This is a genomic window from Pseudomonas sp. ANT_H12B, from assembly GCF_008369325.1.
In the GTDB taxonomy this organism is placed as follows: domain Bacteria; phylum Pseudomonadota; class Gammaproteobacteria; order Pseudomonadales; family Pseudomonadaceae; genus Aquipseudomonas.
This window is the reverse complement of the sequence record NZ_VOBI01000012.1, coordinates 51,113-65,465: the sequence shown is the minus strand read 5'-3', so window position 1 is coordinate 65,465 and position 14,353 is coordinate 51,113. Positions and strand designations below refer to the sequence as shown.

Annotated in this window: 12 protein-coding genes, 1 tRNA gene and 2 pseudogenes; 10 read left to right on the top strand and 5 right to left on the bottom strand. The window is 59.1% G+C overall.

Features of this window, described 5'->3' with window-relative positions; all coding sequences use genetic code 11:
- The first annotated feature begins 11 nt into the window (after nt 1-11).
- Nucleotides 12-362, top strand: coding sequence for a RidA family protein (locus tag FQ185_RS18995; protein ID WP_224790959.1), 351 nt, complete (start codon nt 12-14; stop codon nt 360-362).
- A gap of 318 nt (nt 363-680) precedes the next feature.
- Here FQ185_RS18995 and FQ185_RS18990 read toward each other — a convergent pair.
- Nucleotides 681-1,292, bottom strand: a pseudogene (locus tag FQ185_RS18990) (histone deacetylase family protein); the annotation flags it as partial.
- Between FQ185_RS18990 and FQ185_RS18985 the strand changes: the two are divergent.
- Nucleotides 1,276-1,776 (top strand): annotated as a pseudogene (locus FQ185_RS18985) (Lrp/AsnC family transcriptional regulator). The pseudogenes FQ185_RS18990 and FQ185_RS18985 overlap by 17 nt on opposite strands.
- Before the next feature lie 407 nt (nt 1,777-2,183).
- On the opposite strand, the gene FQ185_RS18980 reads toward FQ185_RS18985, so the two are convergent.
- Nucleotides 2,184-2,271 (bottom strand) — tRNA-Ser (locus FQ185_RS18980).
- A 123-nt stretch (nt 2,272-2,394) separates the two neighbouring features.
- On the opposite strand from FQ185_RS18980, the gene FQ185_RS18975 reads away from it, so the two are divergent.
- Nucleotides 2,395-3,066 (top strand): Bax inhibitor-1/YccA family protein, encoded by a 672-nt coding sequence (locus FQ185_RS18975; RefSeq protein ID WP_095129659.1) that lies wholly within the window; start codon nt 2,395-2,397, stop codon nt 3,064-3,066.
- Nucleotides 3,067-3,131: 65 nt separating this feature from the next.
- Here the strand turns inward: FQ185_RS18975 and FQ185_RS18970 are convergent, their stop codons facing one another.
- On the bottom strand, nt 3,132-3,569 hold the full coding sequence (locus tag FQ185_RS18970) for an Lrp/AsnC family transcriptional regulator (RefSeq protein ID WP_149418752.1): 438 nt from the start codon (nt 3,567-3,569) through the stop codon (nt 3,132-3,134).
- Nucleotides 3,570-3,705: 136 nt separating this feature from the next.
- On the opposite strand from FQ185_RS18970, the gene FQ185_RS18965 reads away from it, so the two are divergent.
- Nucleotides 3,706-4,599: a DMT family transporter gene (locus FQ185_RS18965; RefSeq protein WP_149418751.1), complete on the top strand. Its 894-nt coding sequence runs from the start codon at nt 3,706-3,708 to the stop codon at nt 4,597-4,599.
- A gap of 7 nt (nt 4,600-4,606) precedes the next feature.
- On the opposite strand, the gene FQ185_RS18960 is transcribed toward FQ185_RS18965, so the two are convergent.
- Both FQ185_RS18960 and FQ185_RS18955 read right to left on the bottom strand, forming a co-directional pair.
- The gene (locus FQ185_RS18960) at nt 4,607-5,644 is read right to left on the bottom strand and encodes an FUSC family protein (protein ID WP_178113563.1); all 1,038 of its coding nucleotides are present in this window, start codon (nt 5,642-5,644) and stop codon (nt 4,607-4,609) included.
- 47 nt (nt 5,645-5,691) lie between these two features.
- Nucleotides 5,692-7,317 (bottom strand): NADP-dependent glyceraldehyde-3-phosphate dehydrogenase, encoded by a 1,626-nt coding sequence (locus FQ185_RS18955; protein WP_149418750.1) that lies wholly within the window; start codon nt 7,315-7,317, stop codon nt 5,692-5,694.
- Nucleotides 7,318-7,606: 289 nt separating this feature from the next.
- Here FQ185_RS18955 and FQ185_RS18950 point away from each other — a divergent pair, with 289 nt between their 5' ends.
- The 6 genes from FQ185_RS18950 to FQ185_RS18925 all read left to right on the top strand — a co-directional run bounded on the left by FQ185_RS18950 (nt 7,607) and on the right by FQ185_RS18925 (nt 14,116).
- A complete protein-coding gene (locus tag FQ185_RS18950; RefSeq protein WP_149418749.1) occupies nt 7,607-8,494 on the top strand; it encodes a Dyp-type peroxidase in 888 nt (295 codons plus the stop codon).
- A 16-nt stretch (nt 8,495-8,510) separates the two neighbouring features.
- Entirely contained in the window at nt 8,511-9,476 is a 966-nt protein-coding gene (locus FQ185_RS18945; RefSeq protein WP_149418748.1) for a Gfo/Idh/MocA family protein, read from the top strand.
- 234 nt (nt 9,477-9,710) lie between these two features.
- Nucleotides 9,711-10,463, top strand: coding sequence for a GntR family transcriptional regulator (locus tag FQ185_RS18940; protein ID WP_149418747.1), 753 nt, complete (start codon nt 9,711-9,713; stop codon nt 10,461-10,463).
- Nucleotides 10,460-12,190: a fumarate reductase/succinate dehydrogenase flavoprotein subunit gene (locus tag FQ185_RS18935; protein ID WP_149418746.1), complete on the top strand. Its 1,731-nt coding sequence runs from the start codon at nt 10,460-10,462 to the stop codon at nt 12,188-12,190. Before FQ185_RS18940 ends, FQ185_RS18935 begins: the two co-directional genes overlap by 4 nt.
- Nucleotides 12,191-12,216: 26 nt before the next feature.
- Nucleotides 12,217-12,462, top strand: a complete 246-nt coding sequence (locus FQ185_RS18930) for a ferredoxin family protein (RefSeq protein WP_007946457.1) — start codon at nt 12,217-12,219, stop codon at nt 12,460-12,462.
- A gap of 247 nt (nt 12,463-12,709) precedes the next feature.
- Complete coding sequence (locus tag FQ185_RS18925) at nt 12,710-14,116, top strand: ABC transporter substrate-binding protein (RefSeq protein ID WP_149418745.1); 1,407 nt, start codon at nt 12,710-12,712, stop codon at nt 14,114-14,116.
- The last annotated feature ends 237 nt before the right edge of the window (nt 14,117-14,353 follow it).

Here is a 14,353-nt window from a genome sequence, read left to right as displayed (position 1 = left end):
GAGTTCACATGCTGGAAATTAAACGCATCGAAACCAATCAACGCATGAGCCGCGTCGTTCAGTGCAACGGTTTCACCTTCCTCGGCGGCCAGACCGCCACGGACCGGACCCAGGACATTAAAGGCCAGACCGCTCAGGTGCTGGCGAAGATTGACAATTTCCTGGCCCAGGCTGGCCTGGATAAAACCCGTATCCTCACCGCGCAAGTCTGGCTGTCGGACATCCAGGCCGACTTCGCCGGCATGAACGAAGTGTGGGACGCCTGGGCACCAGAAGGCCACGCGCCTGCGCGTGCCACCGTTGAGTCGCGTCTGGCCGCACCAGACCTGCTGGTGGAAATCACCGTGGTTGCGGCGGGCTGATCATTAACAGGTGATGGAGTCGACAGGGAGCACCGGTCGACTCCATGGCTCAGGAAAATGACCACCCACCGCAGTCTTGCGGTGTGGTTTCAAAACGCTACGATTCGAACACCCGCCACTGCGCGCCCCGCGCAAACTTGCGTTCATCCGCTGCGCACCTTCGTCGGTAAATCACCGGCCGCTGCCTACGGCTTTCCAAGGCGGCGCTGGTAGACGGTGATTGGCTGTGCGGGGCGACTTATCAAACTGCGCCCAGCGTGAATAGTCGGCTTCGATGTAAGTCGCCATTTCGCGGATTGCCCGGCGGATTCCCACCTTGGCGAACAGGCGTGCGGCATGATCGACATCGATAAATAGAGTCATGTTTTTATGCTCCGATTCAAGATTTGAAACACTGCGATTCAGGGGGAAGACGCCTTGCCCGAAGCCGACTTCGTGACTGAAGCCTGAATAGTACGGATAGGACACCGCAGGTTCGCCGTGCAGCGAGACAAACATGACGTCGCGACGCCCGTAGAAAATGTTCTGGATGCCGTTGCCATGATGGAAGTCGACGTCCAGAACCGCGACACGTTTTGCGCCTTTGGTGACGGCCTGTTGTGCAGCAATGGCAGCGTTGTTGAGATAGCCAGCCGCCCATGTATTCGCGCACTGGCCATACCAGCGGCAAGGCATCGTGGGTGCGTCCGGTTGCGCACGATTCAGACCAGGCGGTTTCCAGAAAGGTTACGTAGCGCTCGCAGTGCGCGTTGACATAGCACGACCACCTGTCAAATGCTCGCGGCTCGATGATCTGGCCAAGCCCGACCTGCTTGACCCGTTTATGGACGGTATCGGCCCGACTGAGTGTTCGAAAGACGGCTTGAACACGCCGTCTTTCAATTCGGGGCCATGGTGCAAACGGTGGGAGTCACTGAAAACTGTAAACATTCTGCGCATCAGTCTCGACGACACCGACCTGGCGATACTCGCGTTGCTGCAGGAGGACGCGAGCATTTCCAACGCCTGACTCAGTGAGCGGCTGTCGTTAAGCCTTACGCCTTGCTGGCGGCGTCGTAAGCGAATGGAGGAGGCGGGCGTCATCAAGGGCTACCAGGCGAACCTTGATCGACGAATGCTGGGGCTGGATATCATCGCATTCGTGCACATTCGTTTTTCAACCCACGCCGATCACGCTCCCGACGACTTCGAGGCGGTGATTGCGCAACTGCCTGAAGTGCTGTCCTGTCACAAGATCACCGGGGATGCCGATTACGTGCTGCAAGTATTGGCAGAGGATCTAGATAGCTACGGTGATTTCATTGAGCAGGTGCTCAGGCGTCAGGTGGGTATCGCATCCATCCAGTCCAGTCTGGCCTTGCGCGAGGTCAAGACCAGTAGCCGTATAGCGATACCCAAATCGATCAAGGACTGAATGGGCAGGGGGTGGATCACCTTTTTGAAGCCGCGTAAGGCTGTCTTGAACAGACGCTCAGACTTCTTTATTCGTGTAGGCAGTCGCGGAAGTGATTTGTACGAAATGACCACGTTCTAATCTCGAAAATATGTACATCAACCAGTACGAAAACGCCGCTCAGTGAGCGGCGTTTTCGTATGTGCGTGTTTTGTCGAGCTGCTCCACAGGCGCGTGATTCCGTTTTTCAGTGCAGACCAATGCGATACGGCTTGCGCTGCTACCGCGCTGGGCTATAAGCCAAGAGGGATTCAAATAGTATCCGCTCGTCGAAAATCGACGATTTATCCAGGGTATGGGCTGTTAACTATTCTCAAAAGCCAGAAACGACAAAGCCCTGAATAATCAGGGCTTTGTCGGCACAAATATGGCGGAGGCGATGGGATTCGAACTCATGGACCTGTTACAGTCGACGGTTTTCAAGACCGTTGCCTTAAACCACTCGGCCACACCTCCGTTTGCGTTGCGGGCGCCATAATACCTGAATGAAACACACTGTCAAACTCTCTCCATAGCTTGTTACAGAGCGTCTGTTATGATCTTTGCGACTGAACGTTTCAAACCAACAGGAGTGTCGCCATGCGCGAACAGGATTACGCAGTTAATAACAGCGTGCAGGCTGAGCAGCTAGAGGTTAGCCGCGTCCTGCGCAACACTTATGGCTTACTCGCACTCACCCTCGCATTCAGCGGCGTGATGGCGTTCGTGGCTCAGCAGATGCGTGTCGGCTACCCGAACATTTTCGTGGTGCTGATCGGTTTCTACGGCCTTTTCTTTCTCACCAACAAACTCCGTGATTCTGCCTGGGGCCTGGTGTCGGCATTTGCCCTGACCGGTTTCATGGGTTTCCTGCTTGGCCCGATCCTCAACCGCTACCTGGGTATGCAAGGCGGTGCTGAAGTCGTCAGTTCCGCCTTCGCGATGACCGCGCTGGTGTTCGGTGGCCTGTCGGCCTATGTGCTGATCTCCCGCAAGGACATGAGTTTCCTCAGTGGCTTCATCACTGCGGGCTTCTTCGTGTTGCTGGGCGCGGTGGTTGCCAGCTTCTTCTTCCAGATCAGCGGTCTGCAATTGGCGATCAGCGCAGGTTTCGTGCTGTTTTCCTCGGTCTGCATTCTGTTCCAGACCAGCGCCATAATTCACGGCGGCGAGCGCAACTACATCATGGCGACCATCAGCCTGTATGTATCGATCTACAACCTGTTCATCAGCTTGTTGCAGCTGTTCGGCATCATGAGCCGCGATGATTAATCGCAGGCCTTGAGTGAAAAACCCGCTACGGCGGGTTTTTTATTGCCTGCGATTTGGTTCAGCGGTTACGCCATCGGTGGCAACCGACGCTTGACCGGGGTCTTCTTGACGATCGCAGTGTTGGTTTCAGCGTGGGTGTTGAGGCGGTCGAGCAGGGTGTCCAGCTGTTCCATCGAGCGCACATGCAGGCGGGCGATGAAACAGTCGTCACCGGTCACCTTGTCGCACTCGGTAAATTCAGCAATGGCCTGGATCTGCCGCTCCACTTCCTGCAATTGGCCCGGCAGCGGGCGGATGCGCACGATAGCCTGGAGTTGATAACCGAAGCATTTTGGGTCGATCTCGACGGTATAGCCTTTGAGCACGCCACGTTCTTCGAGGCGGCGCAAACGCTCGGCGACGCTGGGCGAGGACAGGCCGCTGAGGTGCGCCAGGGCCTTGAGCGAGCGCCGTGAGTCTTCCATCAATGCGGTGATCAGCACTTGGTCGATGTCGTCGGTCATGGCGAAACCCCCTATTAGGCAGTTAATTGAAATCGCCTTGATAAAAAAGGCAGAAGTCGAGTTTAGCCTGATTTTTGCGCTGGAGAAGCCCCCCGACGGATTGGCATACTTTGGACTCAAACACAGGAGTCTGATGATGGACAAAACACTTCGTCACGGGTCATTTGAAATGACCGCCGCCATGCTGATTTCCGGGACCATCGGTTGGTTCGTGCTGGTGTCGGGCCAACCGGTGCTGGACGTGGTGTTCTGGCGCTGCGTGTTTGGTGCCGGCACCTTGTTGCTGATTTGCGCGGCATTCGGCTTCCTGCGCCTCGGCATTCTGACCCGCACCACTTTCTTGCTGGCCGTGCTCAGCGGTGTGGCGATTGTCGGCAACTGGGTGCTGTTGTTTGCATCCTACTCCCGCGCATCGATTGCCATCGGCACGGCGGTCTACAACGTTCAACCGTTCATGCTGGTGGGGCTGGCCGCGCTGTTCCTCAACGAAAAAATCACCCTGCAGAAGTTGTTCTGGCTGGGCATTTCGTTTCTCGGAATGCTGGCGATTGTCAGCACACATGGCGGGCAGGGCGAAAGCGGCAACGATTACCTGATGGGCATCGGTCTGGCACTGGGGGCGGCATTTCTTTATGCGATTGCCGCGTTGATCATCAAACGGCTGACCGGCACTCCGCCCCATCTGATCGCGTTGATTCAGGTCACCACCGGGGTGCTGTTACTCGCGCCATTCGCGCACTTTTCGGTGCTGCCGCAAGCACCGAGCGCGTGGGCCAGCCTGGTAACGCTGGGCATCGTCCACACGGGCGTAATGTACGTGTTGCTGTATGGCGCGATCCAAAAACTGCCGACCGCACTGACCGGCGCGTTGTCGTTCATCTATCCGATCGCGGCGATTTTCGTTGACTGGTTTGCCTTCGGTCATCGCCTGGAGCCGTTGCAATGGATCGGTGTCGCCGCGATTCTGTTGGCCGCTGCCGGCATGCAGCAGGGTTGGAGCCTGAAGTCTCGTCGCACGGTTATCCAATAAACAGGCGTCAGATGTTCCACCGCGGCGCGGTCTTGGCCAGTCGCTGGCGCATCTGGCCGATGTTGGCGGCCAGTTGCTGCGTCAATAAACGATAGCCGTCCAGCGCGCCGTAGACCGGCGCATCGAGACTGGCATCCGGCAAGTCCATTGGCCGATTGAGGCGCTGGGACACGCCGGATTTCAGTGCCCGGGCCATGCCGATCAGCTGTACCCGAATCTGCCGATGTTCGGCTTTCAATGCCGATTGCAGATCGGCCATGGCGTCAGGGTTGCCGGCATCGGGTCGGGTGCTGCCGAGGATTTCCAGGGTGCTGACGCACATCCGCAAATGACGCTGGATAGCGTCGAGTTCAGTCATGGAGATCCGCACTTCCTTGGACACCGACGGCATCAGCGAGCGCAGTTGCACCATCACTGTGTTCAGGCGGCCCATGACTTTGAGGTGTACGTCATCGGTGACCGGCTGCCCATTGATGATGCGCCCGTAAAGCGTCGCGCAGTCGCGCAAGGCGTCAGCCAGGTTGTAGCGCCAGGAATAGACCGCGTAGAGCGGCAGGGCGAAGGAAAACGCCAAGGCCAGGGCAATGCCGATCAGGATATCGACCCCGCGCCACAACCCGTCGGTGACCGGATTGTCGCCATGCCCCGCGACGATGAACACGGTAATCGCCGACAGCAGCGCGGTGTAACCGCCCTTGCCGATGGCGTGGTACGAGAAGAACCCACACACCACCGCCATCGCGAAATAGGTCAGCCACGGCATTCCGAGCCAGGCCTCTTGCGCCATCAGCGCAAGGCCGACACCGGCCCCGATCAAGGTGCCGATGGCGCGCTCGGCGGCTTTTTTGCCGATGTTGCCGTGATGCTGCAAGCCGCCGATCACCACCAGCATCGTCACCGACGCCCACTCACCGTGGGGCAGGTTGATCCCGGTGGTCAGCAGGATCGTTGCCAACAACCCCAGCGACACGCGCACCGCATGGATCACTCTGGCGTGGCGATAACGCCGGTACGGGTCCAGCAACGGACGCAGTAGTCGGCGCATCAGTGGCGGCAGTCGAGTGTCTCTGAATGTGCTCAGGCTCGGTTTCCTCAGAAGATGTAGTCGGTGGTCAGGAAACTCGAACTCCGCCCGCTGATGATCTCGCTGATCAGGTCTTTGTTGGTTTCCTGGAACTTGGTCGCGACCAGTGTCCGGATTGAAAACACTCGCAGCGCATCATGTACCGACAGCGTGCCCTCGGCGGAGTTCTTGCGACCGTTGAACGGGTAGGTGTCCGGGCCGCGTTGGCACTGGGCGTTGAGGTTGATCCGGCCGACCTGGTTGGCGAAGGTGTCCACCAGCCTGCCGACCGCCACCGGGTTGGTGCCGAAGATGCTCAGCTGCTGGCCGAAGTCCGATTCCAGGACGTAATCGATCACCGTGTCCAGATGGCGGTAAGGCACGATCGGTACCACGGGGCCGAACTGCTCTTCTTGATAGACGCGCATCTGCGGGGTTACCGGGTACAACACGGCCGGGTAGAAGAACGAGGCGCGAGACTCACCGCCATTGGGATTGACCACGGTGGAGCCTTTGCTCACGGCATCCGCCACCAGCGAGTGCAGGTAATCGACCTTGCTCGCCTCCGGCAGCGGTGTCAGCGCCACACCGCTGTCCCAGGGCATGCCGGGTTTGAGGCTGGCGAGTCTGGCGTTGAATTTTTCGATGAAGGTGTCGACCACATCTTCGTGGACGAAAAGGATTTTCAGCGCAGTGCAACGTTGACCGTTGAACGACAGCGAGCCGGTGACTGCTTCGCTGACCGCGTTGTCCAGGTCCACCTCGGGCAAAACGATGCCAGGGTTTTTCGCATCCAGGCCCAGCGCCGCACGCAAGCGGTGAGGCCTGGGATGGAGTTTTTTCAGGTCACTGGCGGCTTTGTTGGTGCCGATAAACGCAAAGATATCGATCTTGCCGCTGGCCATCAGCGCGCTGACGGTCTCGCGACCGCTGCCGTAGATCACATTGATCACACCGGCCGGGAAGCTGTCGCGGAAGGCTTCCAGCAGCGGACGAATCAGCAGCACGCCCAATTTCGCCGGTTTGAACACCACGGTGTTGCCCATGATCAGCGCCGGAATCAGCGTGGTGAAGGTTTCATTCAGCGGGTAGTTGTAAGGTCCCATGCACAATGCAACGCCCAACGGTACGCGACGGATCTGGCCGAGGGTGTCCTGTTCCAGTTCGAAACGACTGGAGCGACGGTCGAGTTCCTTGAGGGCGTTGATGGTGTCGACGATGTAGTCGCAGGTACGGTCGAACTCTTTTTCCGAGTCCTTGAGGTTCTTGCCGATTTCCCACATCAGCAACTTGACCACGGCTTCGCGCTGTTCACGCATGCGCCTAAGGAATGTTTCGACGTGCTGGATGCGTTCGGCCACACGCATCGTTGGCCACAGGCCCTGACCTCGGTCATAGGCACGAACGGCGGCATCGAGGGCGGTCAATGCAGTGTCGGCATCGAGCAGGGGTGTGCTGCCGAGAATGACTTGTTCGTCACCATTTTCGCCGGTCAGGTACACCGGGCTACGAACCTGGGCGAGGGGCCCGGCCCAGGTTTTCAGTTCGCCGTCGACCAGGTATTCACGCTGCTCGGTCCGGCCGTCGAGGCGGTATTTTTCCGGAATGTCGCTTGCGTCGGGAAACAGGTTGCCAAGGATATGTGCTGTGCTCATGTCGCTACCCCGTGTGTGATGTAAGCCATACGCTGGCGGCTTGCAGTTCAGAATTCGCTTCAACGGTTATACGCCTTAATGACTCGACTTTTTACCGGCAATCGAGCTGAGGCGGGCAGAGCAGAGGGGGTGATGGTCTGGATCTTGTGTCCCAAGCGTAGACCGCTTTGCGTTGTACCGGAAAGCAGCGGCTCTCCAAGTCGCCCCGGGAACAGGCGATCTTTTGACCTGAGAACACACAACGGCCGATGCTGCGGTTAAACTTCGCGCTCTTTCTGAAGGAGTTCATATGAGTTATTACCAGCCGGGCATTCTCGCCACCCCAGTTCCACCTCAAGCCCGTCATATGTTCTTCGCACTCGAATCCGCCGCTGCACTGCCGGCCGCGCTCGACAATCTGAAGGGCCTGGTGGACGGAAAGTCGGCAGTGGTCGGCTTCGGTGAATCTTTGGTCAAAGCGCTGCACGGTCAAATCGAGAACCTGCGCACCTTTCCTGCGCTGACCGGTGTCGGCGTCGACAACCCGTCGACCCAACATGCCCTTTGGTGCTGGTTGCACGGTGTCGACCGTGGGGAATTGCTCAATCGCAGCAACGCCATCGAAGCCGCGCTGGCACCGGCCTTGCGCCTGGTACAAATGAACGAAACCTTCCGCCACCTCACCGGCCACGACCTGACCGGTTACGAAGACGGCACTGAAAACCCTCACGACGAAGCTGCCGTGGCCGCCGCATTGGTGAGTGACGGCGCGGACGGCATGGTCGGTGGCAGTTTCGCCGCGATCCAGCAGTGGCAGCATGACCTGAAAGGCTTTCACGCGATGCCGTCCCATGACAAGGACGACATCATGGGCCGTCGCTTGAGCGACAACGAAGAACTCGACGACGCGCCAATCTCCGCCCACGTCAAACGCACCGCCCAGGAAAGCTTCGCCCCCGAAGCGTTCGTGGTTCGGCGTTCTATGCCATGGATCGAAGGCGACCGCGCCGGCCTGATGTTCCTCGCCTTTGGTTTCTCCCTCGATGCCTTCGAAGCCCAACTGCGCCGCATGAGCGGTCTGGAAGACGGTATCACCGACGGTCTGTATCGCATCAGCCGACCGATCACCGGTGGCTACTACTGGTGCCCGCCGCTCAAGGACGGTCATCTGGACCTGCGCGCATTGCGCATCGGCTAACAATCAAGGAGTGAATATGAACGTGGTGCGCTGGGGCATGATCGGTTGCGGCAGCGTCGCTGAACGCAAGAGCGGGCCGGCCTTTTACAAGGCTCCCGGCTCGGCGTTGGTGGCGGTGATGGGGCGGCGGCTGGAGGCGGTGACCGATTATGCTGCGCGCCACGGCATTGCTCGGGTCTACACTGACGTCGAAGCGCTGATCAATGATCCCGAGGTCGACGCGGTGTACATCGCCACGCCGCCCGACAGTCATCACGCTTATGCCCTGTTGGTGGCCGCCGCCGGCAAATATTGTTGCGTTGAAAAACCGATGTCGCTGAATGCCGGGCAAAGCCTGGAGATGCAAAAGGTCTTTAGCGAGGCCGGGCTGCACCTGTTCGTTTCCTACTACCGTCGTTCGCTGCCACGCTTCCAGCAGGTGCGGCAATGGCTGGAAGAGGGGCGGATCGGGGAAGTCCGGCACCTGACCTGGACCTTGACCAAAGCCCCGTCGGCAGCGGATCTCGACGGCACCGACAACTGGCGCACCGATCCGTCGATCGCCGGCGGTGGCTATTTCGCTGACCTCGCCAGTCATGGCTTCGATCTGTTTCAGTACCTGCTCGGTGACATCAATGAAGTCGCAGGGTTTACAGCTCGGCAGGCCGGGTTGTACGCCGCGGAAGATGCCGTCAGCGCCAGTTGGCGGTTTGCTGGCGGGGCCATGGGCATGGGTTGCTGGAACTTCGTCGCGGACCGCCGCGAGGATCGAGTGGAGGTGATTGGCGGCAAAGGCCGGATCACTTTCTCCGTGTTTGATGAGCACCCAGTACAGCTTGAAGCTGATGAAAGCCTCAGCCTGAACATCGAGAATCACCCGCACATCCAGTGGCATCACGTGCTGGGCATGAATGCACACATTCGGGGTGAATCGCAGCATCCGGCGGTGGCCGAACAAGCGCTGAAAACCGACTGGGTAATGGACCAGATCCTGAAACGCTAGCGCAACCCTGTAGCTGCCGAGCCTGCGAAGCCGTCGTAAACCCTGCATGCAGGGCGCCCCAGACACACCGCATTGTCTGATTTCACAACTGCTGCGCAGCCGAACGCGGCCTCGCGGTGCTACACAGGATCGCGCTCACCCGGCGAATCTAACCTTATGCTCAAATAGTATTTCTCAAGCTTGTTATTAGAACTTTAAGATCACGTCATAACTCGTTATAACAAGTGATCTGCCATGACCGATAACATTCTTTCCCTGAGCAGCGTCCCGCTGCACACCCAGCTGCGGGATGTGCTGCGCGCCCGCATTCTCGACGGCGAATACTCGCAAGACAGTCAGATGCCTTCCGAAAGCGAGCTCGGCGCGCTGTTCAAAGTCAGCCGCATCACCGTGCGCCAGGCCTTGGGAGATCTGCAGAAAGAAGGGCTGATCTTCAAGATTCATGGCAAGGGCACCTTCGTCGCCAAGCCAAAAACCTTCCAGAACGTCAGCACCTTGCAAGGCCTGGCCGAGTCCATGACCGGTCGCGGCTACGAGGTGATCAACCGCCTGCGCAGTTTCAAATTCATTCCTGCCGACAAACTGGTCGCCGAGCGTTTGCAGGTTGCCGAAGGCGAGACCGTGGCGCAGATCAAACGCGTTCGGTTAATTAACCGTGAGCCGATCTCGCTGGAAATCACCTACCTGCCCAAAACCATCGGCGAACGGCTGGAGAAGGCCGATCTGGTCACACGCGACATTTTCCTGATCCTCGAAAACGACTGCGGCCTGGCGCTCGGTCATGCCGACCTGGCCATCGACGCGGTGCTGGCCGACAGCGACCTGACCCAGGCACTGAACGTCGAGGCCGGCTCGCCGATCATGCGCATCGAGCGTCTGACCCACGATACCGCAGGCCTTCCCGTGGACTTCGAACACCTTTACTACCGCGGCGATGCGTTCCAGTACCGCTTGCGGATCGACCGGCAAAAAGGGGATCAGGCATGACCCGAACGACTTTGGAACAGGAATACGACATCGTCGTGATTGGCGGCGGCACCGCTGGCCCGATGGCGGCGATCAAGGCCAAGGAGCGCAACCGCGATCTGCGGGTGTTGCTGATCGACAAGGCCAACGTCAAGCGCAGCGGCGCCATCAGCATGGGCATGGACGGCCTGAACAACGCGATCATTCCCGGTCACTCGACGCCGGAGCAGTACACCAAGGAAATCACCATCGCCAATGACGGCATCGTCAATCAGGCAGCGGTGTATGCCTATGCGACCCACAGCTTTGAAACGATCGAGCAACTGGACCGTTGGGGCGTGAAATTCGAGAAGGACGAAACCGGCGACTACGCGGTGAAAAAGGTCCACCACATGGGCGCCTACGTGCTGCCGATGCCGGAAGGGCATGACATCAAAAAAGTCCTGTACCGCCAGTTGAAACGGGCGCGGGTGAGCATCACCAATCGGCTGGTTTGCACCCGCTTGCTGACGGATGAAGAGGGCGCGGTCAACGGTGTGATGGGTTTTGACTGCCGCACCGCCGACTTCCACGTGATCAAGGCCAAAGCGGTGATCCTGTGCTGCGGCGCCGCCGGACGCCTGGGGCTGCCGTCCTCGGGTTACCTGATGGGCACCTACGAAAACCCGACCAATGCCGGCGACGGTTACGCCATGGCCTATCACGCCGGGGCGGAACTTTCGAACCTGGAATGCTTCCAGATCAACCCGTTGATCAAGGATTACAACGGCCCGGCCTGCGCCTACGTCACCGGCCCGCTGGGCGGCTACACCGCCAACAACAAGGGTGAACGCTTCATCGAATGCGACTACTGGAGCGGGCAGATGATGTGGGAGTTCCACCAGGAGCTCGAAAGCGGCAACGGCCCGGTGTTCCTCAAACTCGATCACCTGGCCGAGGAAACCATCCAGAACATCGAAGAGATCCTGCACAGCAACGAACGCCCGAGTCGCGGCCAGTTCCACGCCAATCGTGGCACCGATTACCGCACGCAAATGGTCGAGATGCACATCTCCGAGATCGGTTTTTGCAGCGGTCACTCGGCGTCGGGGGTGTGGGTCAACGAGCGGGCGGAAACGTCGGTCAAGGGTTTGTACTCGGCGGGCGACATGGCTGCCGTGCCGCACAACTACATGCTCGGCGCGTTTACCTACGGCTGGTTTGCCGGTACCAACGCGGCGGATTTTGTGGCTGGTCGTGAATTTTCCGCAGTCGATTCCAGGCAGATTGAAACGGAACAACAACGGGTTTACGCGCCGCTGGATCGCGAACACGGCCTGCCGCCCGCGCAGGTCGAATACAAGCTGCGGCGCTTCGTCAACGACTACCTGCAACCGCCGAAAGTGACGAAAAAGATGCAGATCGGCCTGCAACGCTTCAGCGATATCCAGCGCGATCTCGATCAGATCAAGGCCCACAACGCCCACGAGCTGATGCGTGCGATGGAAGTCAGCATGATCCGCGACTGCGCCGAAATGGCCGCCCGCGCTTCACTGTTCCGCGCCGAAAGTCGCTGGGGGCTCTACCACTATCGGGTCGATCACCCACAACGCAACGACAGCGAATGGTTCTGCCATTGCCACCTGAAGAAGGGGGATGACGGCCAGATGACCAGTTTCAAGAAAGCCGTCGAGCCTTACATCATCCCGCTGGACGCCGAAGAACTGCAGGCCTACGACCGGCTGCGAGTCGGTGCCTTTGCGGCCTGAGCCTTACAAAAAAGAGAGACCGTGAAATGGCCTATCAACCCCAGGAAATCTTCTTCCGCTCCAACGCACCGGTCACGGTCGACGAGGACCTTTGCATCGCCCACAAAGGCTGTACCGTGTGCGTCGATGTCTGCCCGATGGACCTGCTGGCGATTAACCCGGCCACGCAAAAGGCCTACATGGCGTTCGACGAATGTTGGTACTGCATGCCGTGTGAAAAGGATTGCCCGACCGGCGCAGTGAAAGTCGAGATCCCGTATCTGCTGCGCTAAGTGTGGGTGCTGTCCGGACGCCTTCGCGGGCAAGCCCGCTCCCACAGTGATTTGTGCTGAATCCCAAACTTTGTAGACACCAAAGAAACCTGTGGGAGCCGGGCTTGCCCGCGAAGAGGCCAGTCCAAACAACCACAAAGCCATCCGGTAACCCCCGGACGCCTGATTCAGAACACCCCTCGTTTCCCACCACGCCCTGATCGTGGCGGAGACGAATATCCTGATAAATGATTCGAGGGGAATACCCATGTTATTGCGTGCAGCATTTGCCGGTCTGGTACTGGCCTCATTCACCTTGTCTGCGCAAGCAGAAACCATCCGCATTGCCATCGGCACCCAGGACACCACGATCAACTGCGCCGCTGGCGGTCTGTTGATCCGCGAGCTCGGCCTCCTGGACAAATACTTGCCCCGCGATGGCCAATACAAAGACGCCACGTACGAGGTGCAGTGGAAGAACTTCACCAGCGGCGCTCCGCTGACCAACGAGATGGTCGCCGGCAAACTCGACTTCGGCGCCATGGCCGATTTCCCCGGTTCGTTCAACGGTGTGGCGTTCGAAACCGCGGGCAAGCACAGCCTGTTCATCAGCGTGCTGTCGGGCAGCATCAAGGGCAGCGGCAACGGCATCGTGGTGCCGAGCGCATCGAGCGTGCAGTCGCTGGCCGAGCTCAAGGGCAAGACCATTTCTGTGCCGTTCGCATCCACCGCCCATGGCATGTTGCTGCGGGCGGTCGCGGCCCAAGGCTGGGATCCGCTCAAAGACGTGAACATCATTGCCCAGCCGCCGGAAGTCGCAGGCTCGGCGTTGCAGGCCGGGAAGATCGACGCCCACGCCGACTTCGTACCGTTCGCCGAGCTGTTCCCGAGCCGTGGTTTTGCTCGCAAGATTTATGACGGTTCCCAGGCGAATGCGCCGACCTTCCACGGTGCGTTGGTCGATCAGAGCTACGCGAAAAAGTACCCGGAAATTGTCGTCGCTTACCTGCGCGCTAGCATCGAAGCCAACCAGTTGCTGACGGCGGAACCTGAGAAGTACAGCGAGTTGATCGCCAAGGTCACCGGCGTCGATGCGGAGGTCAATTATCTGTTCTACGGTCCGCTCGGCGTACAGACCCGCGACCTGAGCTGGAAGCCGGAATACCGTCAGGCCGTCGGCACCGCCATCGACACCCTCAAATTGTTGAACAAAGCCGATCGCGGTCTGGACCTCAATACCTTTATCGATGACCAGTACATCCGCGCCGCATTCAAGGCTTCGAACCTGGACTACACCGCGCAACTGGCCAACTACGCACAGACGCCGCTCAAGGCGGTGGATGCGCTGAGTGGCGAAGCCATCACCGATTTCAGTCATGTGGCCGAGATCTGGGTGCGTGGCGAGCCGAAGGTTCGGCAGTACGCCTCGGCAGAGTCGGCGTTCACCGCGTTGGCCAGCCTGAAGCAGGAAGGCAAAAACATTCGCGCGGTGTATGCCCAGGCCAATGACAGCGGGATCAAGTTGCTGGCGGATCAGGCGTGGTTTGCCAGTGATGCCAAGGGCCGCCTGAGTGCGTTCTTGCTCAAAGGCCAGGCTCAGCAATTCGCCACGGCCCAGGGCGGCAAAGTCTTCGACTTCACCGATGCCACCGCCCAGGCCGTCGCTACCCGCTGAGTTGTGGGGTGGACTCAAGAACTACCCCTCACCCCAACCCTCTCCCCAGAGGGGAGAGGGGGCTGATCGAGGTGTTTGGTCAAACTTTGCCGACTTGGCACTACGAGTCGAACTCAGGACTTGAAAAACATGGAGATCGGCTCCCTTTCCCCCTCTCCCCACTGGGGAGAGGGCTGGGGTGAGGGGTGGATTTCAACCCACACAAAGATCTTCAATCCAACCGAATCAAGCTGGTAT

Bases quoted from the DNA above. Each gene is read 5' to 3' on its own strand.
- FQ185_RS18975 (WP_095129659.1), top strand. From the start codon at position 2,395: ATGCGCGAACAGGATTACGCAGTTAATAACAGCGTGCAGGCTGAGCAG.
- FQ185_RS18970 (WP_149418752.1), bottom strand. From the start codon at position 3,569: ATGACCGACGACATCGACCAAGTGCTGATCACCGCATTGATGGAAGAC.
- FQ185_RS18965 (WP_149418751.1), top strand. From the start codon at position 3,706: ATGGACAAAACACTTCGTCACGGGTCATTTGAAATGACCGCCGCCATG.
- FQ185_RS18960 (WP_178113563.1), bottom strand. From the start codon at position 5,644: ATGCGCCGACTACTGCGTCCGTTGCTGGACCCGTACCGGCGTTATCGC.
- FQ185_RS18955 (WP_149418750.1), bottom strand. From the start codon at position 7,317: ATGAGCACAGCACATATCCTTGGCAACCTGTTTCCCGACGCAAGCGAC.
- FQ185_RS18950 (WP_149418749.1), top strand. From the start codon at position 7,607: ATGAGTTATTACCAGCCGGGCATTCTCGCCACCCCAGTTCCACCTCAA.
- FQ185_RS18945 (WP_149418748.1), top strand. From the start codon at position 8,511: ATGAACGTGGTGCGCTGGGGCATGATCGGTTGCGGCAGCGTCGCTGAA.
- FQ185_RS18940 (WP_149418747.1), top strand. From the start codon at position 9,711: ATGACCGATAACATTCTTTCCCTGAGCAGCGTCCCGCTGCACACCCAG.
- FQ185_RS18935 (WP_149418746.1), top strand. From the start codon at position 10,460: ATGACCCGAACGACTTTGGAACAGGAATACGACATCGTCGTGATTGGC.
- FQ185_RS18930 (WP_007946457.1), top strand. From the start codon at position 12,217: ATGGCCTATCAACCCCAGGAAATCTTCTTCCGCTCCAACGCACCGGTC.
- FQ185_RS18925 (WP_149418745.1), top strand. From the start codon at position 12,710: ATGTTATTGCGTGCAGCATTTGCCGGTCTGGTACTGGCCTCATTCACC.